21 protein-coding genes are annotated in these 23468 nt (G+C 75.1%); 12 read left to right on the top strand and 9 right to left on the bottom strand.

Features of this window, described 5'->3' with window-relative positions; all coding sequences use genetic code 11:
- Nucleotides 1-51: 51 nt before the first annotated feature.
- From ACFWA9_RS18275 to ACFWA9_RS18265, 3 genes are all read right to left on the bottom strand, one after another.
- Nucleotides 52-1179, bottom strand: coding sequence for a nucleotide disphospho-sugar-binding domain-containing protein (locus ACFWA9_RS18275; RefSeq protein WP_380388238.1), 1128 nt, complete (start codon nt 1177-1179; stop codon nt 52-54).
- 229 nt (nt 1180-1408) lie between these two features.
- Nucleotides 1409-2296, bottom strand: coding sequence for an RNA polymerase sigma factor SigJ (sigJ, locus tag ACFWA9_RS18270; protein WP_380388237.1), 888 nt, complete (start codon nt 2294-2296; stop codon nt 1409-1411).
- A gap of 102 nt (nt 2297-2398) precedes the next feature.
- Nucleotides 2399-3091, bottom strand: coding sequence for an NAD(P)-binding oxidoreductase (locus ACFWA9_RS18265; protein WP_329488692.1), 693 nt, complete (start codon nt 3089-3091; stop codon nt 2399-2401).
- A gap of 358 nt (nt 3092-3449) precedes the next feature.
- Between ACFWA9_RS18265 and ACFWA9_RS18260 the strand changes: the two genes are divergently transcribed.
- Complete coding sequence (locus ACFWA9_RS18260; RefSeq protein ID WP_352297913.1) at nt 3450-4022, top strand: hypothetical protein; 573 nt, start codon at nt 3450-3452, stop codon at nt 4020-4022.
- A gap of 577 nt (nt 4023-4599) precedes the next feature.
- On the opposite strand, the gene ACFWA9_RS18255 is transcribed toward ACFWA9_RS18260, so the two are convergent.
- The gene (locus ACFWA9_RS18255) at nt 4600-5244 is read right to left on the bottom strand and encodes a response regulator transcription factor (protein WP_352297915.1); all 645 of its coding nucleotides are present in this window, start codon (nt 5242-5244) and stop codon (nt 4600-4602) included.
- On the bottom strand, nt 5241-6617 hold the full coding sequence (locus tag ACFWA9_RS18250; protein WP_380388234.1) for a sensor histidine kinase: 1377 nt from the start codon (nt 6615-6617) through the stop codon (nt 5241-5243). Before ACFWA9_RS18250 ends, ACFWA9_RS18255 begins: the two co-directional genes overlap by 4 nt.
- 305 nt (nt 6618-6922) lie before the next feature.
- Here ACFWA9_RS18250 and ACFWA9_RS18245 point away from each other — a divergent pair, with 305 nt between their 5' ends.
- From ACFWA9_RS18245 to ACFWA9_RS18215, 7 genes are all read left to right on the top strand, one after another.
- Entirely contained in the window at nt 6923-7483 is a 561-nt protein-coding gene (locus ACFWA9_RS18245; protein ID WP_380388232.1) for a heme-binding protein, read from the top strand.
- A gap of 312 nt (nt 7484-7795) precedes the next feature.
- Entirely contained in the window at nt 7796-8212 is a 417-nt protein-coding gene (locus tag ACFWA9_RS18240; protein WP_329492168.1) for a PPOX class F420-dependent oxidoreductase, read from the top strand.
- Between the two features lie 43 nt (nt 8213-8255).
- Nucleotides 8256-8669: a hypothetical protein gene (locus ACFWA9_RS18235; protein ID WP_329488687.1), complete on the top strand. Its 414-nt coding sequence runs from the start codon at nt 8256-8258 to the stop codon at nt 8667-8669.
- 168 nt (nt 8670-8837) lie between these two features.
- Entirely contained in the window at nt 8838-9722 is an 885-nt protein-coding gene (locus tag ACFWA9_RS18230) for an NAD(P)-dependent oxidoreductase (RefSeq protein WP_380388230.1), read from the top strand.
- Nucleotides 9723-9790: 68 nt separating this feature from the next.
- Complete coding sequence (locus ACFWA9_RS18225; protein ID WP_329488685.1) at nt 9791-10369, top strand: NAD(P)H-dependent oxidoreductase; 579 nt, start codon at nt 9791-9793, stop codon at nt 10367-10369.
- A gap of 386 nt (nt 10370-10755) precedes the next feature.
- Nucleotides 10756-11964, top strand: a complete 1209-nt coding sequence (locus tag ACFWA9_RS18220; protein ID WP_380388228.1) for an LPXTG cell wall anchor domain-containing protein — start codon at nt 10756-10758, stop codon at nt 11962-11964.
- 185 nt (nt 11965-12149) lie between these two features.
- Nucleotides 12150-13370, top strand: a complete 1221-nt coding sequence (locus tag ACFWA9_RS18215) for a hypothetical protein (RefSeq protein ID WP_380388226.1) — start codon at nt 12150-12152, stop codon at nt 13368-13370.
- Nucleotides 13371-13426: 56 nt separating this feature from the next.
- Here the strand turns inward: ACFWA9_RS18215 and ACFWA9_RS18210 are convergent, their stop codons facing one another.
- Nucleotides 13427-14185 (bottom strand): aquaporin, encoded by a 759-nt coding sequence (locus tag ACFWA9_RS18210; protein WP_352297925.1) that lies wholly within the window; start codon nt 14183-14185, stop codon nt 13427-13429.
- A 297-nt stretch (nt 14186-14482) separates the two neighbouring features.
- Between ACFWA9_RS18210 and ACFWA9_RS18205 the strand changes: the two genes are divergently transcribed.
- The gene (locus tag ACFWA9_RS18205) at nt 14483-15259 is read left to right on the top strand and encodes a MerR family transcriptional regulator (protein WP_380388224.1); all 777 of its coding nucleotides are present in this window, start codon (nt 14483-14485) and stop codon (nt 15257-15259) included.
- A gap of 62 nt (nt 15260-15321) precedes the next feature.
- Here ACFWA9_RS18205 and ACFWA9_RS18200 read toward each other — a convergent pair whose 3' ends face one another.
- Entirely contained in the window at nt 15322-16359 is a 1038-nt protein-coding gene (locus ACFWA9_RS18200; protein ID WP_329488681.1) for a helix-turn-helix domain-containing protein, read from the bottom strand.
- A gap of 243 nt (nt 16360-16602) precedes the next feature.
- On the opposite strand from ACFWA9_RS18200, the gene ACFWA9_RS18195 reads away from it, so the two are divergent.
- Both ACFWA9_RS18195 and ACFWA9_RS18190 read left to right on the top strand, forming a co-directional pair.
- Nucleotides 16603-17310 (top strand): RNA polymerase sigma factor, encoded by a 708-nt coding sequence (locus tag ACFWA9_RS18195; protein WP_380388222.1) that lies wholly within the window; start codon nt 16603-16605, stop codon nt 17308-17310.
- Nucleotides 17307-18758 carry a hypothetical protein gene (locus tag ACFWA9_RS18190; RefSeq protein ID WP_380388220.1) on the top strand — a complete coding sequence of 484 codons (1452 nt, stop codon included), beginning with the start codon at nt 17307-17309 and terminating at the stop codon, nt 18756-18758. Before ACFWA9_RS18195 ends, ACFWA9_RS18190 begins: the two co-directional genes overlap by 4 nt.
- Nucleotides 18759-18819: 61 nt before the next feature.
- On the opposite strand, the gene ACFWA9_RS18185 is transcribed toward ACFWA9_RS18190, so the two are convergent.
- Nucleotides 18820-20319 (bottom strand): aminopeptidase P family protein, encoded by a 1500-nt coding sequence (locus tag ACFWA9_RS18185; RefSeq protein WP_380388218.1) that lies wholly within the window; start codon nt 20317-20319, stop codon nt 18820-18822.
- Between the two features lie 182 nt (nt 20320-20501).
- The gene (locus ACFWA9_RS18180; protein ID WP_329488677.1) at nt 20502-22004 is read right to left on the bottom strand and encodes a PP2C family protein-serine/threonine phosphatase; all 1503 of its coding nucleotides are present in this window, start codon (nt 22002-22004) and stop codon (nt 20502-20504) included.
- A gap of 590 nt (nt 22005-22594) precedes the next feature.
- Here ACFWA9_RS18180 and ACFWA9_RS18175 point away from each other — a divergent pair.
- Entirely contained in the window at nt 22595-23233 is a 639-nt protein-coding gene (locus ACFWA9_RS18175) for a bifunctional DNA primase/polymerase (RefSeq protein ID WP_329488676.1), read from the top strand.
- Nucleotides 23234-23468: the final 235 nt, after the last annotated feature.

The following is a 23468-nucleotide window of genomic DNA, read 5'->3' as shown; positions in this document are numbered from 1 at the left end:
GCCGCAGGTCACCCGACCTGCGGCTGCGGCGTCCCCGCGGGGTGGGCCGGGTCAGCGCGGGGCAGCGGCGAGGGCCTCGATGTCGGGGACGAGGGCGGCCGGGGTGGGGAGGGCCTCGTTGTCGGCCCGGAGGCGGGCGGCGGCGTCGCGCAGCGCCGGGTCCTCGACGAGGCGGGTGAGCAGGGCGGTGTCGACGTCGGCCGAGGCCGAGCGCAGGGCGGCCCCGGTGGCGGTGAGGATGTCGGCGACGGCGAAGTTGTCGGCGCCCTGGGGGAGGAGCAGCTGGGGCACGCCGGCCTGCAGACCGGTGAGCGTGCTGCCGGAGCCGCCGTGGTGGACCACGGCGTCGCAGACGCGCAGCAGCTCCGCGAGCGGGACCCAGGGCAGCGGGCGGACGTTGGCCGGGAGCGGACCGAGGTGGCTGAGGTCGGCCTCGCCGACGGCGAGCAGGAACTCGGCGTCGACCCCGGCGGCGGCCTCGATCAGCCGGCTGATGGCGTGCACGCCGTCCATCTCGGCGACCACGGTGCCCAGGGTGACGGCGACCCGCGGCCGGGTGCCGCGGCGCAGCAGGTCGCCGGGGACGACACCGCCGCCGTTGTAGGGGAGGTAGCGCATCCGCAGGCCGCCCCCGTCGCCGCCGAGCGAGGCCGGGACGATGTCCAGCGGGGTGGTCTCGGCGGGGCCGGCCACGCCGTGCGCCTCGTAGACGTCGGTGAAGTGGGTGGCCAGCCGGCCGGCCAGGTCGAGGCCGGAGGTGAGGCCGAAGTTCTGGAGCGCCGCCGGGATCTTGAGCTTGGCCGCGACCAGCTGGGCGGAGGCCAGGCAGGAGTCGTGGATCAGCAGGTCGGGCTCCCACGCGCCGGCGACGGCGAGCAGGTCGTCCACGGTGGAGCGGGAGGCGTGGGCGAAGGCGGCGGCGGCCATGTCGAAGATCTGGTCCTGGTCCAGGTCCGGCCTGGAGTACCGGGCCTCCTCGCCGGTGGCCTCCTCGAAGGCCTCCCGGAGTGGCCGGCCGTCGCCGATCTCGGCTATCGGGAAGCCGGCCTGCCGGAGCTGGTCCATCGGCTTCGGGCTGGCGAACAGCACATCGTGTCCGGCTGCGCGCAGGGCCTGCGCGGTCGGCACCATCGGGAAGAGGTGGCTGGGCGCGGCCGGGCCGGTGAAGAGTATGCGCACGATCGTCTCCTGGTCGTTCATTCGGGTCGAACGGGGCTGGCGGTACGAGTGGGCCCGCTCTCTCCGTGAACTGACGACCGATCAGTTCCTGTTCCCGGCAGGATCGATTATCGGACGTTCTGTCACGGGTCTTGCGGGCGAAGGTGAAGTGTGCTGCTCTTTCCTGTTGCTCTTCCTGCTGCTGCTCCTGCTCCTGCTCCTGCTCCTGCTCTTCCTCCGGTGGTCCCGCTCAGAGCGGCGGGACGGGGAGGTCGCGAAGGCGGTCGGGGTCGGCGAGCAGGTTGATCTCGGCGATGCGGTCGTTCACGACGGTCAGCGCCAGGACGGAGAAGAGCCGGCCGTCGGGGGCGGTGACCAGGCCGAGCGCGCCGTTGATCAGGGCCGGGCGGGCGAAGGGTGCCAGGCCGCGGAAGAGCAGCGCCTGCCGGGCGACGTCGGGCGCCCCGTGGACGAGGTGCTGGATGCCGGGGAAGCCGCCGGCCCCGGTGGCGCCGACGTCGGCGCGCAGGGTGATGTCCGGGTCGAGCAGGGCGACCAGGGCGTCGAAGTCACCGCTGCGGGAGGCCGCGAGGAAGGCGTCGACGACGACCCGCTGGCGGGTGAGGTCGGTCTCCGGGGCGGCCGCGCCCCGGACCCGGCGGCGGGCCCGGCTGGCGAGCTGGCGGGTGGCGGCCGGGGTGCGGTCGACGATCGGGGCGAGCTCCTCGAACGGCACCGCGAACATGTCGTGCAGGACGAAGGCGAGCCGTTCGGCCGGCGGCAGGGTGTCCAGCACCACCAGCATGGCCAGGCCCACCGAGTCGGCCAGCAGCGCGGCCTGTTCGGGGTCGGCGGTGTCCGCGCGGGCGATCACCGGGTCGGGCACATGGGTGTCCAGCGGGGCCTCGCGCCGGGCGGTGCGGGAGCGGAGCAGGTCCAGGCAGACCCGGCCGACGACGGTGGTCAGCCAGCCGGGCAGGTTGTCGACGCGGGAGGCGTCGGAGCGGCTGAGCCGGAACCAGGTCTCCTGGACGGCGTCCTCGGCCTCGCTCAGGGAGCCGAGCATCCGGTAGGCCACCGACCGCAGATGGGGGCGGTGCTGCTCGAACCGCCGGGCCAGGAAGTCGTTGTCGTTCATCGGGCGCGCCGTCGCAATCCGTCGTGGGCCCGCCGGCCGGAGCGGTCGGCGGAGTTCGGCCGGGGGTCTGACGATGGGTCGGGAACAGGGGTGGGGCCCCGGTCAGTCGGCGATGCCGACGGTCCGGTGGACCGAATCGGGCCGGTCGACCAGGCCGAGCATGCAGTGGGCGACATCGGCGCGGGCGACCGACAGGCCGCGGCGGAGGTTGCGCCCGTACGCCGTCCGGTAGTCCCGGGTGAGCGGACGGTCGGTGAGCCGGGGCGGGCGGACGATCGTCCAGTCCAGCCCGCCGGCGCGGATCTCGTCCTCCATCCGGGCCAGGTCGGCGTAGTGCGTGCGCAGGGCCGCCCGGGTGAGCGGGGCGGCGAGGTGGCGCATGAAGAAGCCGTCGCCCGGGTCGTGCCGGGGCGGCCGCGGGCGGGCGGGGGAGGGGACGGCGCCGATCGGGGCCGCGCTGACCACGATCAGGCGCCGGGCGCCCACCTCGCGCATCGCGGTGATGACCGCCCGGGTGCCGCGCCAGGCGACACCGGCCTCGGCGCTGGAGCGGGCGCCGAGGCCGGAGAGGACGGCGTCCGAGCCGGCGACCGCGGATTGCAGTTCGGCCGGCTCGGCGACGGCCAGATCGGCGCGGACGACCCGGACGCCGGCCGGGGCTCGGCCGCTCCCGGCCGGGTCGGCCAGCCTGGCCGGGGTGCGGACCACGACGGTGACGTCGTGGCCGGCCGCGACGGCCTGGGTGAGCAGGTGCCGTCCGATGCCGCCGGTGGCGGCGAGGATGGTGAGCTTCATCTGCGGCTGCCTCCTGTCTGTGAGGGGTGGCGTTCGTTCGCGACACCCTCTGAGCGGATCGGACGCCGGGAATGTGACGGCGGCGGCCGTGAATGTGACGCAGGTCACTGCCAGGTCGCGCGGCGGCGAGGAAGGTGCGGACCGTGGGGGTGAAGGCCTCGGAGTGCTCGAAGGCCACGAGGTGTCCGGTGCCGGTTCGGCGCGGCCGGGCAGGGCGGTCGACCGGGCCGGTCCGGCGTGTCGGGCGGGGCGGGGAACTGTGCCGGTTCGGCACGCCGTCCACGGAGTGACGCAATCCCTTCCCGGGCCGAACACCGGGAGAAGCGCGGAGGGCCCGGTGCAGTCAGGTGGAACCGAAGTGAACGTCGAGAACCCGGCCGGTCCCCGGTGCCCGGAGCCCGCCGGGCCGTTCGCGCGGCCCGCGCGGACGGTCGTGGACCAGGCGGCCGCCGGCGAACGCTGTGAGTGGCTGCTGCAGCGGACGCTGGACGCCGTCCGGCCGGCGCTGTCCTGGCGGTACGCCGCACCCCGCGCGGGTGCGCGGCTGCCGCCGCCGGGCTCCGGACCGGCCGACGGCGGCGTCCAGTGGTACGTCGGCCGCGGCCGGGACATCGTCACGATCATCTCGGGCGCCCGGCGGGGCGAGTTGCCGGCCATGGTGGAGGCGGGGTGGCGGCGGCGCGGCTGGACCATCACCTCGGTGAACGCCTGTCGCGAGCTGCCCGGAGTCGCCGCGGTCACGCCGGACGGCTACCGGCTGGCGCTGGAGTTCGGTGTCCTGGGCGAGGCCCGGCTGACCGCGACCTCGCCGGGGGTGGCCCGTTCGGAGCCGGTGCGGGGCGCGCCCGGCGGTCCCGAAGTCCCGTACGCGGTAGGCGGATCGGCGGCACTGCCGGAGATCCGCTGCCCGTTCTGGAGCGCCCTGGGCTGACCTGGGCCGGTGGGTGTTGAGAAGGCGCGGAGCGAGTCCCCCCGGACTCGCTCCGCGCCTTCTCCGCACACGGCATCGGCGCGCCGTACCCCCCGACTCTCCGGTCCCCCGCCGCACCCCCCTGGCAGCCACCCTCCGGCGAGGATGGTTCGCACAGACCCCGGCGAGGCCCCACCACCGGAGGCGTCGTTGATCTCCACGCTAACAAACCGAGTGGTTGGTTTGTCAATAGAGAGTTCCACGAAACATCCACATTCCGGCGGGCGTGTTCGGGGGCCCGAGGGCAGCCCGAGGGCGGGCCGAGGGTGGGACGCAGGTGGGCGGTGCGCCGTCAGCGGCCGGGTGCCGGGGCGTGCCGACTCCGGCGCGGGTGCTCCGGGTGCGTAAGGAAACGGTGTCGGAGGAGGGCGGCCAAGGTCTCCTGCCTCACCCGTCCGGGCGAACGGAGGGCCCGGGGCGAGGCTCCCGGGGCGAGGCTCCCGGGGCCGGGAATCCGACACTCGGGAGCGGGGCACCCGGCGGCGCGGAATCCGACACTCCGGGGCGGGACGGGCACGCAGCGGCACCGGACGGGCGCTCAGCGCAGCAGCCGGCGCTCCTTGGCCACGGCCACCGCGCCGGCCCTGGTGTCCACGCCCAACTTGTCGTAGATCCGGCCCAGATGGGTCTTCACGGTGGCTTCGCTGATGAACAGCGCCCGGGCGATCTCCCGGTTGCCGAGCCCCTGTCCGAGCTGCGCCAGGATCTCCTGCTCACGCTCGGTCAACTGCGGTACGGGGGCCCGCATCTGAGCCATCACCCGGGAGGCGACCGGCGGTGACAGCACGGTCCGGCCGCGCGCGGCCGCGTGGACCGCCGCGAACAGCTCCTCGGGCCGTTCGGCCTTCAGCAGGTAGCCGGTGGCGCCCGCCCCGATCGCCCGGGTGATGTCGGCGTCGGTGTCGTAGGTGGTGAGGACCAGGACGTGCGGCGCGCCCGGTGCGGCGGTGATCCGCCGGGTGGCCTCGACGCCGTCGATCCCCTCGCCGAGCTGGAGGTCCATCAGCACGACCTGCGGCGCCAGCGCACCGGCCAGGGCGACCGCCTCCTCGCCGGTGCTCGCCTCGCCGACCACCTCGATGTCACCGGCGCTGGCCAGCAGCGCCAGCAGGCCGGCCCGGACCACGGCGTGGTCGTCGCAGACCAGCAGCCGCACCGGCGGGGTCGAGGGGGCGGTGCTCATCGGGGCTCCAGGGGGGTTCGTCGGGGCTCCAGCGGGATCGCGGCGGAGACGACGGTGCCCTCGCCGGGGGTGCTCTCGACGGTCAGCGTGCCACCGAGCTGGCGCAGCCGCGCCCGCATCGCGGGCAGACCGTGACCGCGCCCGCCGCTGCCGGGCTCCGGCGCGCCGGAGCCGCCGCCCGGCCGGGCGGGCCGGAAACCCCGGCCGTCGTCGGCGACGTCCAGGACGGCCTGGTCGCCGAGGAAGGACAGGGTCAGCGCGGCGGCCGAGGCCCCGGCGTGCTCCCGGACGTTGGCCAGCGCGCCCTGGGCGATCCGCAGCAGCGCGGACTGCGCGGCGGCGGGCAGCGGCACCGGGGCGCCGTCCAGGTGGAACCGGACCGGCAGCCCGCTCTCGGCGGACTCCCGCTCGGCGAGCGAGCGCAGCGCCTGGTCGAGGGTGCGCCCGTCGGCGAGTTCGGCGGGCGCGAGGTCGTGGACGAAGCGGCGGGCCTCGGCGAGGTTGCGGCCCGCCACCTCGGCGGCGGTCCGGACATGGGTGCGGGCGGTCGCCGGATCGGCCTCCCAGGTGCGGTCGGCGGCCTGCAGCAGCATCTGCTGGCTGGACAGCCCCTGCGCCAGGGTGTCGTGGATCTCCATGGCCAGCCGTTCGCGCTCGGCCAGAGTGCCCTCCCGGCGCTCGGTGGCGGCGAGTTCGCGCCGGGTGCGGACGAGGTCCGCGATCAGCGCCCGCTGCCGCTCGGCCTGCCGTTCCATGTACAGGAAGACGGCGGTGGCGAGCGCCGCCACGGCCGGCGGCAGCAGCACCAGGTTGGCGTCCACCCCGCCCGGCAGCCGGACCTCGCCGATCACCACCAGCAGGGTGAGCGCGGCCACCAGCGGGATCGCCGCCCGGGCGGGCAGCGTGCGCAGGGCGGTGTAGACCAGCGGGACGGCGCACCAGGCGAAGCTCGGCGCGACCAGCACCAGGACGACCCAGAGGGCGACCACCAGGGCCAGCGGCCAGAGCCTGCGCCGGCGCCCGGGGGCGGGCGGGCGGCGGTGGGCCAGCCAGGAGCCGACCGGCTGGGCGACGGCCAGGGCGAGGCCGAGGCCGATCACCCAGGGGATGCGGGGGTTGCCGGGGTGGTGGCTGAGGTAGCGGCTGAGCGAGGTGGCGAGCAGCAGCAGGAAGGCGGAGTCGAGCAGGACGGCCAGCCGGCCGTCGTCCGGATTGTCGGCCCCGGGGCCGGAGAGGTCCGCCGGGTCGGGCGGGTCCGCCGGGTCGGGCGGGTTCGCCGGGACCGCCGGGTCGGGGGTTGCCGCCGGGCCCGCGGGGGCCGGGGCGGTGGCACCGGTGGCCGGTTCGCCGCCGGCGGGACGGTCCTGCGGCACGGGGCGGCTCCTTCCACTCTGCGGTCGCCGCTCTGCGGGCGGCTCTCTGCGGGCGGCTCTCTGCGGTCGGCACTCCGGCCCACCGCGCTGACCTGGTCCGATCCCTCGATGGTGACCCGTCCGACCGGGCCGCGCATCAGCCGATCGGTTGACGGGACCGTCCTCCATCCTGCGCGCGAGCGGCCGCCGGACCGTCGATGTGCCCGGGGGCCCGGCGGCCGGAGGATCGGTACCGAAGCCGCCGAGCCCGACCTGGCCCCCAGATCCCGGCCGTGGCACCGACCGATCCGACGAGGAGCCCGACCATGAAGAAGACCTCCCTGCGTACCCGTGTGCTGACCGGTGCCGTCGCCGCCGCCGCGCTGGCCACCGCCACCGTCGGCGCCGTCTCGGCCAGTGCGGACACCACCGAGGCCCCGGCCGCCGCCGCCGCGGTGAAGGCCGACACCCAGAACAAGAACCTCACCCAGACCACCGGCCTGACCATCGAGGCCGCCACCAAGGCCGCCCAGGCCACCCTGGACGCGGCCACCAAGGCCGGCCAGCACGTCACGGTCGCGGTGGTGGACCGCGACGGCATCACCCGGGTGCTGCTCAAGGGTGACGGCGCCGGCCCGCAGTCGCCGGAGTCCGCCGAGCGCAAGGCGTTCACGGCGGTCTCCTGGAACGCGCCGACCTCCGAGCTGGCCAAGCGGCTGGCGCAGGCGCCGAACCTCAAGGACATCCCGGGCACGCTGTTCCTGGCCGGCGGCGCCCCGGTGCAGGCCAAGGGTGCGCCGATCGCGGGCATCGGCGTCGCGGGCGCGCCCAGCGGCGACCTGGACGAGCAGTTCGCCCAGGCGGGCGTCGCGGCGCTCGGCAAGTAGCGCCCGGCGGGCGCGCGGGCGCCCGACGCGACGCGGTGCACCGGAGCGGACCCCCGACCGCTCCGGTGCGCCGGCCTGCCCGCGCGCCGCTGCCCGCCGCCCGCCCGCGCTCGGCGCATCCGCCCCGGTCACCCGGGAACCCGGGAACCCGGTCACCCCGGGAACCCGGGAACCCGGTCACCCCGGGAACCCGGGAGCCCGGTCACCCCGGGAACCCGGGAGCCCGGTCACCCCGGGAACCCGGGAGCCCGGTCACCCCAGGAACCCGGTGCGCCGGAGCACCGCAGCGGTCAGGATGGGCGCATGCCTCACATGACCGAGACCGAGTGGCGCGCCTTCCTCGCCGCCGGCACCCGTACCGCCAAGATCGCCACCACCCGGGCCGACGGCCGCCCGCACGTCGCGCCGGTCTGGTTCCTGCTGGACGGCGACGAGATCGTGTTCAACACCGGCGCCGGCACGGTGAAGGGCCGCACGCTGGCCCGCGACGGCCGGGTGATGCTCTGCGTGGACGACGACCGGCCGCCCTTCTCCTACGCCCTCGTCCAGGGCACCGCCCGGCTGAGCGACGATCTGCCCGAGGTGCGGGACTGGGCCACCCGGATCGCCGCCCGGTACATGGGCGAGGAACTCGCCGAGCAGTACGGCGCCCGTAACGGCGTCCCCGGCGAGCTGCTCGTACGGGTGAAGATCGAGAAGGTCACCGCAGAACACGGGGTGGCCCACTGAAAAGCCCGTGCCGCTGTCAGTGGGGCGTGGCAGGCTTCCCGCTATGACGGCGTGGACCCTCAACGACATCGAACGTGCGATCCGCTCCTCCTGGGGTGTCGACACCTGTGCGCCCGAGGACCTGGCCCACTGGCATCCCGACAATCCCGCCCGCGGCCAGTGCGGGGTCACCGCGATGGTCCTGCACGACCTGCTCGGCGGCGAGCTCATGATGGGCGAGGTGCACGTCGGCGGTGTCCGGACGGACCTGCACTGGTGGAACCGGTTCGCGACCGGCTTCGAGATCGACCTCACCCGCGAGCAGTTCGGCCCCGACGAGCGGGTCGGCCCCGGCCGGCCGGTCGCCCGCCCGCAGCGCCCGGGCCGGCTCCAGGCCCAGTACGAACTGCTGCGCCACCGGGTCGTCGCCGAACTGGAGTCGGGCCGGGCCCGGTTGCCGGAGCACGCGTGCGCCTGAGCACGGCCGGGGCGACGGGCTGACGTACAGTCGGGGCGGCATGGATCGTGATCCGACGGCTCTGTCGGACCGGCCCGCCCGCTTCGACGTGCCCGGTTCGCCGTACCGGTGGCTCCGGCCCGGCGGTCCGTGGCGCGGTCCGCCGGGCGGCGACGACGGGAGTGGGCGATGGCAGTGACGACGGTCGGCTTCGTGGGGCTCGGCGCGATGGGGCAGGGCATGGCCGCCAGCCTGCTGCGGGCCGGGTACCGGGTGCGGGTCTGGAACCGCTCGCCCGGGCCGGTGGCCGCGCTGGTCGACCGGGGCGCCGAGGCGGCCGACGGGCCGGCCGGTGCGTTCGCCGCCGAGGCGGTGGTCTCCATGCTCGCCGACGACGCCGCGTTCGAGCGGCTGCTGCTCGATCCGGCCCTGCTGGCCGGCGCCCGGGCCACCCTGCACGTCAACATGGCCACGGTCTCGGTGGCGCTCGCGGAGCGGGCCGAGGCCCTGCACGCCGAGCACGGCATCGGCTACGTCGCCGCGCCGGTCCTCGGCCGGCCCCCGGTGGCGGCGGCCGGCGAGCTGAACATCCTGGCCGCCGGGGGCCCGGAGGCGCTCGCCCTGGCCGAACCGCTGCTCGCCGCGATGGGGCGGCGGACGTGGCACTTCGGCGACCACCCGCGCCAGGCCAACACCGCCAAGATCAGCGCCAACTTCCTGCTGGCCTGCGCGATCGAGTCGATGGCCGAGGCGTGCAGCCTGGCCGAGGCCAACGGCGTCCGCCCGACCGATCTGGTCGAGATGCTCACCGCCACGCTCTTCCCCGGGCCGGTCTACTCCGGTTACGGGGCGATGGTCGCCGAGCGCCGGTACGAACCGGCCGGTTTCAAGCTTCCGCTGGGTCTCAAGGACGTCGATCTCGCGCTGACGGCCGGCGCCGCGGCGCACGTGCCGCTGCCCTTCGGCAGCGTGCTGCGGGACGCCTTCCTCGACGCCCTGGCGCACGGTGACGGCGAGAAGGACTGGGCGGCCGTCGCGGCCGTCGCCCGCCGCCGGGCGGGCCTGCCGGAGTAGTCGCCGCCGGGCCCGTCGGAGGCTGTCGTACGCTCGGGTCTTCTGTCGCCATCCGCACGGGGGTCCTGATGTCCGAGCACACCGCCGGCGCCGCTGCGCCGCGTTCGTTCCTCTTCCTGAACGCCAGTTCGCGCCCGGACGGCAACTCCGAACAGCTGGCCCGGCTGGCCGCGGGGGCGAGTCTGCCGCCCGGTGCCGAGCAGCGGTGGCTGCGGCTGAGCGAGCACCCGCTGCCCCCCTTCGAGGACCGCCGGCACAGCGAGGACGGCGGCTTCCCCGAGCCGGCCGGCCACGAACGCACCCTGCTGGACGCCACCCTGGCCGCGACCGACCTGGTCTTCGTCGCCCCGGTGTACTGGTACTCGCTGCCGACCAGCGCCAAGCTCTACCTCGACCACTGGTCCGCCTGGCTGCGGGCGCCCGGGGCGGACTTCCGCGCCCGGCTCTCCGGCGGCACCATCTGGGCCGTCACCGCCCTGGCCACCGAGCCGGACAAGGCGGACCCGCTGATCGCCACCCTGCGGCTCTGCGCCGACTACATGGGCATGCGCTGGGGCGGCGCGCTGCTCGGCAACGGCACCCGGCCGGGCGACGTGCTGAACGACGAGCGGGCGCTGGTCGCCGCCAAGTCCTTCTTCGCGGGCTGACGCCCACCCACCGGCCGGACCTCTCCGACGAGGGCGGGGAGGCCCGGTCGGCCGGCCCCGGCGGCGATCCGTGGGAGCATGGCCGCCCGACGGCGGTTTCCCGCCAGTGCGGCGCCGTCGGACGCGGTGTTCCGGACGTGTACCGGTCACCCTGCGGTCATCTGACGGTAGGGCACAAAAGCCTTACCGAGTGACGGAGTTGGGCCAATCGGACACTATCCGGTCAGGGTGGTGCACGAAGGGTGGCACCCGCCTTACGATCTGGCTGGATCTTTCGGTAGTCTCCGTCGGACTTTCAGCTTCGTGGGGGGACCACAGTTCGGACAACCCAGTCCTTCCGCGCTCCCGGGCCACGCCCGGACTCATCCGTGAGGTCTTCCTTGCCCATGTCCATACGTCGCAGCTTCGCCCTCGCCGGTGCCGCCGCCCTCGCCTCTTCGATGGTGCTGGCCGGTGCCCAGGGCGCCGTCGCCGTCGGCACCACCGGCTCCCCGTCCGCCACCGCGGCACCGCAGGCCGACAAGTCCTCGCGCCAGAGCCTGGACCTCTCCGTGCGCGGGGTGCCGGACACCTTCATCGCGGGCGGCGACGCCCGGGAGTTCACCTTCCGGATCGACAACTCGACCCGGCACGACTTCGTGTTCTACCCGCTGCTCAAGTTCAAGAACCGCGCGGGCAGCCTGGAGGCCGGCGACCTCAAGGTCGAGTACCAGCTGCCCGGTGGCGCCTGGCTGCCCGGCTCGGTCGCCCCCGGCGGCGGGGACTCCGACGACGACGCGGTGCTCATCCTGCTCGGCGGGGCCGACTCCGACGACGCGATGCTCGCGGTGAACCGCGGCAAGGACGTCTCCATCAAGGTCCGCGCCTCGTTCACCAAGGACGCCCCGCTCGGCAAGGCCGGCGTGGTGCCGGTCGTCTTCTCCGAGCAGCTCGACGACCAGTCCCACGAGCCCGTCGGCAACGGTCACTTCAGCTGCGACGGCATCACCGGCGCCGGCTTCACCATCAAGGCCGGGGGCGGCAAGCCGAGCCCGACCGCCAGCCAGACCACCGGCAAGCCGACCGGCAGCCCGTCGCCCAGCCACTCGCCGAGCCAGTCGCCGAGCCACTCGCCCAGCCACTCGCCCTCGGCCACCGCCACCGCGACGCCCACCGCGACCGCTACGGCGACGCCCACGGCGACCGCCACGGCCACGCCCACCGCGACCGCCACGGCGACGCCCACGGCCACCGCCACCGCGACGCCCACCGCCACCACCTCGGCGTCGACCAGCCCGTCGGCGTCGACCAGCCCGTCGTCCTCGGCGAGCGCGCAGCCGACCGGTGCGACCACCTCCGCCCCGTCCACCGGCGGCACCGGCGCCCAGGAGCCGATCGACTTCCCGGTGACCGTGCCGACCGTGACGCCGCCGAAGCTCACCCCGGCCGCCGTCGCCAAGGCCAAGAACGCGGCCGACAACGCCGACAAGGCACTGGCCCAGACCGGTGGCGGTGACGACACCACCGGCATCGCCATCGCCGGTGGCGCCGTCCTCGCGGTCGGCGCCGGCACCCTCGTGCTGCTCCGCCGCCGCAAGGCCGCCCAGCAGGGCTGACCCCGGCCCGGGCCGAGCCCGGGCATCCGGCCCGCCGGGCCCCGGCACCGCCGGGTCCGCCCGGCCCGGCCGACGACCGCGCCCCTCGGGTGTCCTGCCAGGGACACCCCAGGGGCGCGGTCGTTTCCGTCGGGTCACATAGGATGACCGGCCGAAGGGGGGCTCGGCGCGGGAGAGGTACAGGGGTGCGGGGAGCACGGTCGGCACGGTCCACCACCGACTACGAGGCCGCCACCGGCCGGATCGCCGGTCTGCCGGTGCGCAGACACCACGTCCTGCTGGTCGCCTGGACGGTCCTCTGGTTCCTGCTGGTCGAGCCCAGCGGCGGCTTCTCCTGGCACTACCTGCGTCAGGGCGAGGAGCTGCTCTTCAGCGGCCAGACCGACGGCGGGCTCGCGCTCTACGCCCACCACCCCGAACTGCAGATCGGTCCGGTCAGCCTGGCCGTCGCCCGGCTCTTCAGCCCGTTCCCCGCGCACACCGGCCAGCTGGTGGCCGAGGCCGCGATGTCCGGGCTCGGCCTGGTGATGCTCGTCCTGGTCGGCCGCACCGCCGCCTGGTACTACCTGGGCACCGGCACCAACCACCGCCGGCTGCAGCAGCGGCTGCTGGTCGCCGGGCTGGCGTTCATCCCGATGTGGGTGGAGGTCTCGGTCCGCTTCGCGCACCTGGACGACGTGCTGGCACTCTTCTTCACCACCCTCGCCGCGCACGCGCTCAGCCGGGGCCGGGCCGTCCAGGTCGCCGTCTACCTGGCGCTGGCGGTGGACTCCAAGCCCTGGGCGCTGGCCTTCGCCCCGCTGATCCTGGCGCTGCCCCGGCCGGCCTGGCTGCGCACGGCGCTGTGGTTCGCCGGGCTGGTGGCCGTCGCCTGGCTGCCGTTCTACCTGGGCGACCTGGACACGGTGGCGGCCGCCAAGTTCACCATCCCCAACCAGCCGGCCTCGGCGCTGCGGTGGTTCGGGGTGACCGACCCGACCACGCCGTGGTGGGACCGGCCGCTGCAGTTCGGCCTGGGCCTCGCGCTGGGCAGCATCGCGGTGTGGCGCGGCCGGTGGCCGGCCGTCGTCCTGCTGGGCGCGGACGCCCGGATCCTGTTCGACCCCAGCGTCTACACCTACTACACGGCCTCGATCCTGCTCGGCACCCTGCTCTGGGACGCGGTCGGCCAGCAGCGGCTGGTGCCGTGGTGGAGCTGGATCGCGCTGGCCGCGCTGTACGGCGGCACGCTGCTGATCCCCTCCGACTCGGCGCGCGGCTTCGTCCGGCTGGCCTTCGTGGTGCTGTCGGCCGCGTACGTGCTGCTCTGGCCCACCCGGCGGGGCCGCCGGCCGCGCCCCGGGGGAGACACCGGGGGCAGGGCCGCCCGGCGCCGCGAGCGCGTGCCCGCGGGGGCCGTGGGCTGAACGGCGGTGGGGCCGTGGGCTGAACGGCGGTGGGTGCTCGGGTGCCGGCCGGCGGTTCAGCCGGTCGCGGCGGACCGGCCCGCGACGAGCTCCCGCGCGTCGTCCGGCACGGACTCGCTCCGGACCGGTCCGGAGCGGGTGAACAGCACCGCGCCCAGCGCCAGCGCGGCCACCGCCCCGGCCAGTTGGGCGAGCACGAAGCCGGGGACGGAGCCGGGCGCGATCCCGGTGTAGCTGTCGGTCAGCGCCCGCCCCAGGGTCACCGCCGGATTGGCGAACCCGCCGGAGGAGGTGGCCCAGCAGGCCGCCGCGACCCAGAGACCGACCGCCGCGGGCACCAGGCGGCCGCGTCCGCTGCCGGTCAGCCCGGCGACCACCAGCAGCAGCGTCCCGGTGGCCACCGCCTCGCCGAGCCAGAGCGCTCCGCCGTCCCGGCCGTGTCCGGAGGGCTCGACGAACGGCCGCCCGAACATCGCGTTGGCCAGGCCCGTCCCGGCGACCGCGCCGGCCAGCTGCGCGGCGGCGTACCCGCCGAGTTCGGGCAGCGTCGGCCCGCTGCCGTCGCGCCGGCCGGCCCACCACGCGCCGGCCGTCACCAGCGGGTTGAAGTGCCCGCCGGAGAGCGGGCCGAACAGCTCGATCAGGACGGCCAGGGCCAGCGCGGAGGCACCGACGTTGGCCAGGAACCGGACCCCGCCGTCCTGGCTCAGCGCGGCGGCCTGGATGCCCGAGCCGACCACGACGGCGGCGAGCGCGGCCGTACCGACCGCCTCCGCGGCCAGCCGTCGTACCAGGGGCGCAGCGGTGGTGGTCATGGCGCCATGCTGGCGGCTGCCGTCCGGCCCGGCAATAGGCGGCTTCGTCCAAGCCGGGGCCCGTCCGGGGCCGTCCGCTCGGAGACTCGCACGGGTCCGACGGCCCCCGGGGCGGACCGGGCCGGGCGGGGCGGGCGTGGCGCGACGTAACCGGACGGGCGTGGCAGGACGGGTCGGACCGGGCGGGGCGGGCGTCGCGGCGCGGGCCGCCCCCGCGCCGCCGCGCCGGAAGACTGGGCTTGACCCTCACGCAACGGGAGGCGGGAGAGTCGTGGCCAACGAGAAGGGAGCGCCCGGATGAGCGGCGGCTACTCGGTCGGTGCCGTGGCGAAGATCGCCAAGGTCACCGTCCGCACCCTGCACCACTACGACGAGATCGGACTGCTCGCCCCGCAGGGGCGTACCCCGGCCGGCTACCGCCGGTACCAGGACACCGACCTCGACCGGCTGCAGCAGATCCTGTTCTACCGCGAACTCGGGTTCCCCCTGGAAGAGATCGCGGCCATCCTGGACGACCACTCGGTCAGCCCGAGCGAGCACCTGCGGCGCCAGCACCGACTGCTGACCGACCGCATCAGCCACCTCCAGGACCTGGCCGCGGCCGTCGAACACGCCATGGAGGCACAGAAGATGGGAATCCAGCTGACCCCGGAGGAGAAGTTCGAGGTCTTCGGCGAGTCCTACCGGGAGGAGTGGGAGGCCGAGGCCGAGCAGCGCTGGGGCGACACCGACGCCTGGGCGCAGTCCCAGCGCCGCACCGGTGGTTACGACAAGGGCGACTGGCAGCGGATCAAGGCCGAGACGGACGCGCTCAACGCCCGTCTGGTGGCGGCCTTCACCGCCGGCGAACCGGCCGACGGCGGTCCGGCCATGGACCTCGCCGAGGTGCACCGGCAGCACATCTGCGACAACTTCTACGACTGCACCTTCGAGATCCACCGCGGTATCGCCGGGATGTACGTCGCGAACCCGCGGTTCACCGCCACCTACGAGGAGCTCGCCCCGGGCCTCGCCCAGTGGCTGCACGACGCGATGCTCGCCAACGCGGCCTTCCGCACCGGAGAGCAGGCGTAGGGCCGCCGGGCCCGGGCCACGCCCAGGCCCGGGCCACGCTGGGCTTCGGGCCACGCCCGGCTTCAGGCCACGCCGCGTCCGAAGCCGCGCCGGTAGGCGGTCGGGGAGGTGCGCATCACCCGGCCGAAGTGGTGCCGGAAGGTCGCGGCACTCTCGAAGCCGACGGCGGTGGCGATCTCCTCCACCGACCCGTCCGGCGATTCGAGCAGCGGCAGGCTGGCCGCGACGCGCTGGCTGATCACCCAGCGCATCGGGCTGGTCCCGTTGCGGGCGGTGAAGTGCCGCAGGTACGAGCGGTCGGACATCCGGGCGGCCCGGGCCAGCAGGGAGATCGTCAGCGGGGCGGACAGGTGGTCCAGCGCCCACTGCATGGAACGGGCGATCCCGTCGTCCTCCTCGTCGACCGGCCGGACCGCCGCCTCGATGAACTGGGCCTGCCCGCCGTCCCGGTGCGGCGGCACCACGAAGCGGCGGGCCACGCTGTTGGCCACCTTGGCACCGTGGTCCCGGCGGACCAGGTGGAGGCAGAGGTCGATCCCGGCGGCGCTGCCCGCGCTGGTCAGGACGGAGCCGCTGTCCACGTACAGCACGTCCGGATTGACCCGGACCGACGGGTGGCGGCGCTGGAGCAGTTCGGCGTACCGCCAGTGGGTGGTGGCCTCGCGGCCGTCCAGCAGGCCGGCGGCGGCCAGCGCGAAGGCGCCGGAGCAGATCGAGACGATCCGCGCACCGCGCTCGTGCGCCGTGCGCAGCGCGGCGACCAGCCCGGGGGAGACCTCGCCGCTGAAGGCGTTCGGGACTCCGGGGACCACCACGGTGTCGGCGGCGGCGAGGTCGTCCAGGCCGTGGTGCGCCGTCAGCGAGAAGCCGCCGACCGACCGCAGCGCGGTGTCCGGCCGGTCGGCGCAGACCTTGAGCCCGTACCAGGGGGCGGCCAGCAGGCCGCTCAGCTCGGGCCGCGCCAGCCCGAACACCTCGACCACCACGCCGAGTTCGAACGGCGTCATGCCGTCGAAGGCGTACACCGCGACATCGTGCACCGGCTCCGGGCGCCGTCCGATCGCGACGGCCACCGGGCCGGTGGTCTGCTGGTCGGCCATGAGGTCCCCTCGGACTGGGCGGCGGTGGCGGGATGCGGGTGAGTGTAGCCGTTCCGGCCAGGTCGAAATCTTCTGCGAAGCCACCTGCAACCTCCGCCCTCCTCGCACGTCCATCACCAGTGGGGGGCGGGTTCCGCCAGCGGTCGATGCGATGGCAGGATTCCCGCCGATCACGATCTTGATCATGTGTCATGACGGTCCGGTCCACGCCGGGAACCGTCCCTGGGGGAAAGCAGAACGCGGATGTCCATGGCCATCGGGCCGATCGTGGGAGGCGGGAGGAGCGGCGGCTTCCTCCGCGCCGGGCTGGTCGGACTGCTCTTCGGCGCGCGGGAGGCGGGCGGGGCGGCGGCTCCCCGGGACGCCTCGTCGGACGGCGCCCCGTCGAGCTCCGAGCAGGAGGCGGTGCAGCGCCGGTCGGGGCTGCGGCTGCTGCGCGGCGGGCGCAAGCAGGAGGCGGAGGAACGCCCCACCCTGACCGGCCTCTACCACGCGCACCGGCTGGGCCTGGTACGGATGGCCGTCCTGCTGGTCGACCACCAGGACCTCGCCGAGGACGTCGTGCAGGAGGCCTTCACCCAGCTCTACCAGCGCCACGGCGAGCAGCTGGACGACCTCGACAACGCCCTCGGGTACCTGCGCACCAGCGTGGTCAACGGCGCCCGCTCGATGCTGCGCCGCCGCAAGACCGCCCGCGAGTACGTCCCCCCGCACGAGGCCGACGCACCGTCGGCCGAGGACCACGCGGTACTCAACGACGAGCACCGGCGCGTCCTGGTCGCCCTGCAGGAGCTGACCTCCCGCCAGCGCGAGGTACTCGTCCTGCGCTACTGGTCGGACATGTCCGAAGCACAGATAGCGGAAACCCTGGGGCTCTCCCGGGGCGCTGTGAAGTCCACCGCCAGCCGGGCCTTGGACGCCTTGGAAAAGCATCTGGAGAAGGTTCGATGACCGACAAGCTTCCCCGCCGGACCGGCGGTGACGGTGACGGGCCGGACGACACCCCGATGGAACGGCTGCTCCGCGAGGCGATGAACGCCCGAGCGATGCAGATCACCGCACACGACCTGCGCCCGGCCGCACCGCCCAGTCGGCGGCTGCGCCGGCTCAAGCCGGTCTACCTGGCCGCCGTGCTGCTGTTCGGCCTGGCCGCCGCGATGGCGTTCGGCGTGCTCGGCTTCCGCGGCGACACGGTGGCCGACCGGGGCGATCCCGGCCCGGCGGCCACCGTCACGGCCTCCGCCAGCCCGAGCCCCAGCGCGGTCCCGACCGTGGAGCCGACCCCCGCCGACACTCCGACGACGGCCGGCACCGAGACCTCTGCCCCGGCGGCCGACCCCACGGGCACCGGCGAGCCGGCCGCCCCGGGCGGCGCCGCCACCCCGCGCAGCACCCAGAGCAGCGCCGCCCCACCCACGGCGCCCGCGACCCCGTACACGTTCCGGGGCGTGAAGTTCAAGGTGCCGGCGGGTTGGCGGGTCGCGCCGCCGGACCCGGCGGGGACCAGTCTGTGCGTTCTGAGCCCGGGCGCGCCCACGGGTGCCCAGCCGGGTTGGACCCAGGAGGCCTGTGCGCCCTACGGCGTGCTGATCACCGCGTACAACACCGCCGACGAGGCCGAGCACGCGATCTGGCCGACGGCGTTCGACCTGGACTCCTCGTCCGGCTTCAGCCACCAGCCCAGCTGCCCGGTCTGGGGACACCCCTACGTCCCCACCGCGCCCTACACGAAGATCGGCGAGCCGGCCAAGAGCCGTGACATCGTGGCCGGGCGGGCGATCTCGAAGACGCAGTGGCAGGTGACCTGCAAGCCCGGGGAGGACTTCACGGCCCAGATGTGGGGCCTGAAGGACGATCAGGTGTTCATCACGGCGAACGGTCTCAAGCCGGACTACCAGCCGGGTCTGGTGTCGATCCTCGACACCATCGACCTCAGCGGCCGTCAGGCACCCTCGGTGGCGGGCCAGAACGACATCAGCGTCACCGTGGAGGGTCTCACCACGGGTCAGCAGCTCCCGAACGACGGCACTCCGGTGGAGTTCGTCGTGACCTTCAAGAACACCGGCCGGACCGGCTACGCCCAGGTGGTGCCCCAGCTGGTCGCGGAGTCCTACGCCGGGAGCAAGGGCGCCGTGACCGGAACGCTGGAGCGCGCGAACGGCGCGGGATCGTGGAAGGCCCTGACCATCGCCCCGCCGGCGGCGGGCAAGCCGGTCTTCGACGACGCCGGCCCGCTGGCGCCGGGGAACGCCTTCACCATCAGGTACCGGATGAAGCTGACGGCCCAGGACGGCGCCGGAGTCATGCCGGTCACCGTCAGCGCGCTTCTGACCCCCGAGCAGGGGCCGCCCACCGTCATCGGGACCCGCACCGTCCCGGTCCGGGTGGTCGCCAAGTAGCGCACGCGCCACGGGCCCGGCCCCCCACCGGGGAACTGGGCCCGTGGCGTGCCGGTCGGGCTCAGGCCAGCGAGGCCATCCACGCCTCGACGTCCTCGGCGCGGCGGGGCAGGCCCGCCGAGAGGTTCTCGTTGCCGTCGGCGGTGACCAGGATGTCGTCCTCGATCCGGACGCCGATGCCCCGGTACTCCTCGGGCACGGTCAGGTCGTCCTGCTGGAAGTACAGGCCGGGCTCGACGGTGAGCACCATGCCGGGCACCAGCAGCGCGTCGACGTGCTCCTCGGTGCGGGAGTGCGCGCAGTCGTGGACGTCCAGGCCGAGCATGTGGCCGGTGCCGTGCAGCGTCCAGCGGCGCTGCAGGCCCAGCTCCAGCACCTTCTCCAGGTCGTACACCGAGGCGTCCAGCAGGCCCCAGGCGAGCAGGCGCTCGGCCAGCACGCGCTGCGAGGCGTCGTGGAAGTCACGGAACCGGGCGCCGGGCTTCACCGCCGCGATGCCGGCCTCCTGGGCGTCGTACACCGCCTGGTAGATCTTGCGCTGGAGCTCGTTGAACCGGCCGTTGATCGGCAGCGTGCGGGTCACGTCGGCGGTGTAGAGGCTGTGCGTCTCCACGCCGGCGTCCAGCAGCAGCAGCTCGCCCGGGCGGACCTCGCCGTCGTTGCGCACCCAGTGCAGGGTGGTCGCGTGCGGGCCGGCGGCGCAGATGGAGCCGTAGCCGACGTCGTTGCCCTCGACCCGGGCGCGGCGCCAGAAGGTGCCCTCGATCCAGCGCTCGGAGGTGGCGACGGCCTGGCCGAGCTCGCGCACCACGTCGGTGAAGCCGTTGACGGTGGCGGTGCAGGCGGCCCGCAGCTCGCCGATCTCCCACTCGTCCTTGACCAGTCGCAGGCCGCTCAGGAACTCCTTGAGCCCGGCGTCCTTGTCGGCGTCCAGCACCTCGGCGAGCGCGGACTCCAGACCGGCGTCGTAGCCGCGCACGATCCGGGTCGGCACGGCGTCGGCCTTGGCGCGCCCGGCCAGCTCCTCGGCGGCCTTGCGGACGTCGCGGACCGGCAGGCCGAGCAGCTGCTCCTGCTCGGTGAGGCTGTGGCGGCGGCCGACCCACAGCTCGCCGTAGCCGTCCAGCCAGAACTCGCCGTTCTCGCGGTCGGAGCGCGGCAGCAGGTAGAGGCCGAAGTCGTGGCCGGCCGCGCCGGTGGGCTCGGCGACCAGCACCGCGTCCTCGGTCTGGTCACCGGTGAGGTGCACGTACTCGCTGGCGGCGCGGAAGTTGTAGTCGGTGTCGTTGGCCCGGACCCGCAGGGTGCCGGCCGGCACGACCAGGCGCTCGCCGGGGAAGGCGGCGGAGAGCCGGGCGCGGCGCTCGGCGGCGTACGGGGCCTGGGCGACCGGGGTGAGGCCGTGCAGCTCGGTGTCGGCCCAGCCGGACTTCATCGAGGCGGCGAGCTCGTCGGAGACCTCCGAGTACAGGCCGTTCTTGCGGCCCTTGAACTCCTGCGGCTCCTCGCCGCCGGCGGCCTCGGGGTTCTCGGCCACTGCCGGGGTGCGGTCCTCGGTCACGTACGTCGCCTCCTTGCGCGGGTGCCGCCCATGGGGGTCCCCCGGGCGAAGGGCCGGGGGGCGTCGGATCGCGACACACGTGGGCGGCCGTGCGTCCATGGTACGGACGCCCGGCCGCCCGGCCTCCGGCGGCCTCGGCCCGGGAAGCCCCGCCGCGGGGCCGCGGCCACGGGCGCGGCCGGCTACTCGAAGCGCGCGGCCAGCACCATCAGGTCGTCGGTGGCGGGCCCGGCCTCCCGGGTCGCGCAGACGGCCAGCAGGTGGGCGCAGAGCCGGTCCGGGTCGATCCGCACGTCGCGCGGGGCGTCGGCGGCGGCCCGGCGCAGGTTGGCCTGTCCGGCGTGCAGGGTCGGGCCGCAGCGGCGGGCCAGGCCCTCGGTGTAGAGCACCAGGGTGTCGCCGCGCCCGGCGGTCAGCTCGACGCCCGGCGCCTCCCAGCAGGAGAGCATGCCGAGCGGTGCGGAGAGCGAGGTCTCCACGAACTCGGCGCCCTGCCGGGTGACCAGCACCGGCGGGCAGTGCCCGGCCCCGGCCAGGGTGATCCGGCGCTCGTCCGGCTCGATCCAGGCGTAGAGGGCGGTGGCGCTGCGGGCCGGCTCGGTGGTCTTGAGCAGCAGCTCCAGGTCCCCCAGGACGGAGACCGGGTCCTCGCCCTCCAGGACGGCGTACGCCCGCAGCGCGGCCCGGACCCGGCCCATCGCGGCGGCCGCGCCGGGGGCGGAGCAGGGCCCGGCGCCCGGACCATCGCCGGAGACGCTGCCGACGGTCAGGCCGACGGTGCCGTCCGGCAGCGGGATGGCGTCGTACCAGTCGCTGCCGGCCGAGCGGTCCAGCCCGGCCGGGACGAGCCGGGCGGCCAGCCGCAGGCCGGCGGGCTGCGGGAGGCGGTCCGGGAGCAGGCCGCGGCAGAGCGCCTCGGTGGTGCGCCGGACCCGGTCCGCTTCGAGTTCCTTGGCCAGCAGCGGGGCGGCGACGTCGCAGTACCGGCGGACGAGCTCGCACTGGCGCTCGGTGGGCTCGGCGGGCTCGTCGTAGAACCAGAGGACGGCGGCCAGCGGGCCGTCCTCCGCGGTGGCGAGCGGCAGCCCGTGGCAGCCGCCGAGGCGGAGGTGGCCGGCGAGCTCGCGCAGCCGGGCGCCGATCGCGGGGTCGGTGGCGAGGTCGCGCGACTGCAGCCGGTCGGGCCGGTCGTGCTCGCGCAGCAGCCGGGCGAGCGGGCTCTGCTCGGTGGGCACCGTCTCCAGCGCGCCGAGGCTGGCGCGGTCGAGCCCGTACCCGACCGGCTGGCTGGGGCCGCCGCCGGGCAGCGCGGTGACCAGCAGGGCGCGGTCGGCGCCGAGCAGCGCGGCGCCGGAGGCCAGCACGGCCTCCAGGGTGGCCGTCAGGCCGCGGGCGCGGGCCAGCCGCTCGGAGTGCTCATGGAGGCTGGTGAAATCGGACAGCCGTCCGGCCAAACGGTCCTGCAGCCCGGCCGGGGGTGCCGGGCGGGCCTCCGGGGCGCCGGGCGGTTCGGTGCCGCCGGCCGGTTCGGTACGGGCCGGCGGCTCGTCGGCCGCGCAGCCCGGCTGCCCGGCCGGTCCGGCGGGGGGCGTGGGGAAGCCCGGATGGTCGAGCACCGAGAGCCCGCGGGGGCGACGGGGATCGCCCGGCTCGGAGGCTGTCGACGACGGGTGGGACTCAGTCATGCCGCCACTCCTGACGCGGTGGTACGTGTCATGCGGATCCCCCAGGTACGGCCGATGGGAGCGAGCACGGCCAAAGGGCGTGATTCGCCTCGATTCGCTACTACTCGTCATTGATCGACAGCAATGCCACCACTTCTACACAGGCCATTCGGGGCATGTCCAGATCCATGACGACGCGGGTGGCCGGTTCTCCGCCCCGCCGGGCCCGGCCGGGGCCCGCTCCGTTCGTGCGCGCCCCTGCCGGGCCCGCGGGCATGGAGCGCCGGAGAACGGGCAGAACCGTCAGGACGGCTCTCGCGGCCGTCCGGATCGTATGCTTTCGCCGCCCGTCGGCCGGGTCGGCCGGAAGTCACTCACTCGTACGGTGGAACCAACCGCGCCCGGGCGGCGTCCATCCGGTCGCATACGGGATTCTCGTTCCAAGGGCTGTTCGCATCGCGGCTCTTTCATGTCGTGCTCCACACCGTGCTCCATCCCCGCCACGCCGTCCGCCAAGCCCACCGGCCCGGAACGGGCCCGTGCGGCGTCTCCCCGGCCCCTGGCCGGCGGGGCCGGAGCGACCCGAGCGGTCACGGAAAGGAACGAGCGCCATGCGCGAGAACTCAAGGAGCCGGTCGACAGTCCGTTCCGTCCGGTTGGCCGCGGCCCTGGCCGCCGCCGTCGACCACCGCTGGCCGGTGGTGCCCGGCACGCTGCTGGTCGGCGGCCACTGTTCGTGCGGGGACGCGGACTGCTCCGTCCCCGGCGCCCACCCGCACGACCCGTCACTGCTGGCGGCCACCACCGACGCCCGGATGGTGCGGTGGTGGTGGGAGCGGCAGAGCCCGGACGCGCCGGTGCTCGCGGCGACCGGTGGGACGGTCTCGGCGGTCAGCCTGCCCGCGGCGGCCGGTGCCCGGGCGCTCGCCTACCTCGCCGCGCTGCGGCTCCCGCTCGGCCCGGTCCTGTCGATGCCCGGCCGCTACGCGATGCTCGTCGCCCCCTACTCACTGGAGGCGCTCGGCGAGATGCTCGCCCAACTTCCCTGGGTCCCGGGCTCGTTGCGCTACCACGGCTCGGGCGGCTTCCTGGCGCTGCCGCCGGGCGGCGGCTCGGGCGGCGGGGTGCGCTGGGTGCTGCCGCCGCGTCCGGCGGCCGACGGCGGTGTGTGGCTGCCCGAGGTCGGGCCGCTGCTGGGGGAGTTGGTCGAGGCGACGGTCCAGCTGGACAGCGGGCGCTCGGCGTACTGACGGGGCTTCCGCGCCTCGTCCGGCCCCTGTCGTTCGGCCCCCGTGGCCGGTGCGGCGGGGGCCGGTGCGTTCGTCGCGGCCGGGCCGGCGGGCCGATCGGCCGGGGTACTGATCGGGCACGGTCCACCCGTCGGAGCGGGCCGGGGCCGGAAAACAAAAGATCCGGCCGCTGGCGACGGGGGATGCACCAGCGACCGGACTCTTTAGACAGTAACAAGGATCCGCGCCCGCGCCA

The organism is Kitasatospora sp. NPDC059973 (assembly GCF_042737525.1).
Lineage (GTDB): Bacteria > Actinomycetota > Actinomycetes > Streptomycetales > Streptomycetaceae > Kitasatospora.
The sequence above is the reverse complement of the archived record's forward strand: the minus strand, read 5'-3'. Positions and strand labels throughout refer to the sequence as shown.

Bases quoted from the DNA above. Each gene is read 5' to 3' on its own strand.
- sigJ (WP_380388237.1), bottom strand. From the start codon at position 2,296: ATGAACGACAACGACTTCCTGGCCCGGCGGTTCGAGCAGCACCGCCCC.
- ACFWA9_RS18265 (WP_329488692.1), bottom strand. From the start codon at position 3,091: ATGAAGCTCACCATCCTCGCCGCCACCGGCGGCATCGGACGGCACCTG.
- ACFWA9_RS18255 (WP_352297915.1), bottom strand. From the start codon at position 5,244: ATGAGCACCGCCCCCTCGACCCCGCCGGTGCGGCTGCTGGTCTGCGAC.
- ACFWA9_RS18245 (WP_380388232.1), top strand. From the start codon at position 6,923: ATGAAGAAGACCTCCCTGCGTACCCGTGTGCTGACCGGTGCCGTCGCC.
- ACFWA9_RS18240 (WP_329492168.1), top strand. From the start codon at position 7,796: ATGACCGAGACCGAGTGGCGCGCCTTCCTCGCCGCCGGCACCCGTACC.
- ACFWA9_RS18235 (WP_329488687.1), top strand. From the start codon at position 8,256: ATGACGGCGTGGACCCTCAACGACATCGAACGTGCGATCCGCTCCTCC.
- ACFWA9_RS18230 (WP_380388230.1), top strand. From the start codon at position 8,838: ATGGCAGTGACGACGGTCGGCTTCGTGGGGCTCGGCGCGATGGGGCAG.
- ACFWA9_RS18225 (WP_329488685.1), top strand. From the start codon at position 9,791: ATGTCCGAGCACACCGCCGGCGCCGCTGCGCCGCGTTCGTTCCTCTTC.
- ACFWA9_RS18220 (WP_380388228.1), top strand. From the start codon at position 10,756: ATGTCCATACGTCGCAGCTTCGCCCTCGCCGGTGCCGCCGCCCTCGCC.
- ACFWA9_RS18210 (WP_352297925.1), bottom strand. From the start codon at position 14,185: ATGACCACCACCGCTGCGCCCCTGGTACGACGGCTGGCCGCGGAGGCG.
- ACFWA9_RS18205 (WP_380388224.1), top strand. From the start codon at position 14,483: ATGAGCGGCGGCTACTCGGTCGGTGCCGTGGCGAAGATCGCCAAGGTC.
- ACFWA9_RS18200 (WP_329488681.1), bottom strand. From the start codon at position 16,359: ATGGCCGACCAGCAGACCACCGGCCCGGTGGCCGTCGCGATCGGACGG.
- ACFWA9_RS18195 (WP_380388222.1), top strand. From the start codon at position 16,603: ATGTCCATGGCCATCGGGCCGATCGTGGGAGGCGGGAGGAGCGGCGGC.
- ACFWA9_RS18190 (WP_380388220.1), top strand. From the start codon at position 17,307: ATGACCGACAAGCTTCCCCGCCGGACCGGCGGTGACGGTGACGGGCCG.
- ACFWA9_RS18180 (WP_329488677.1), bottom strand. From the start codon at position 22,004: ATGACTGAGTCCCACCCGTCGTCGACAGCCTCCGAGCCGGGCGATCCC.
- ACFWA9_RS18175 (WP_329488676.1), top strand. From the start codon at position 22,595: ATGCGCGAGAACTCAAGGAGCCGGTCGACAGTCCGTTCCGTCCGGTTG.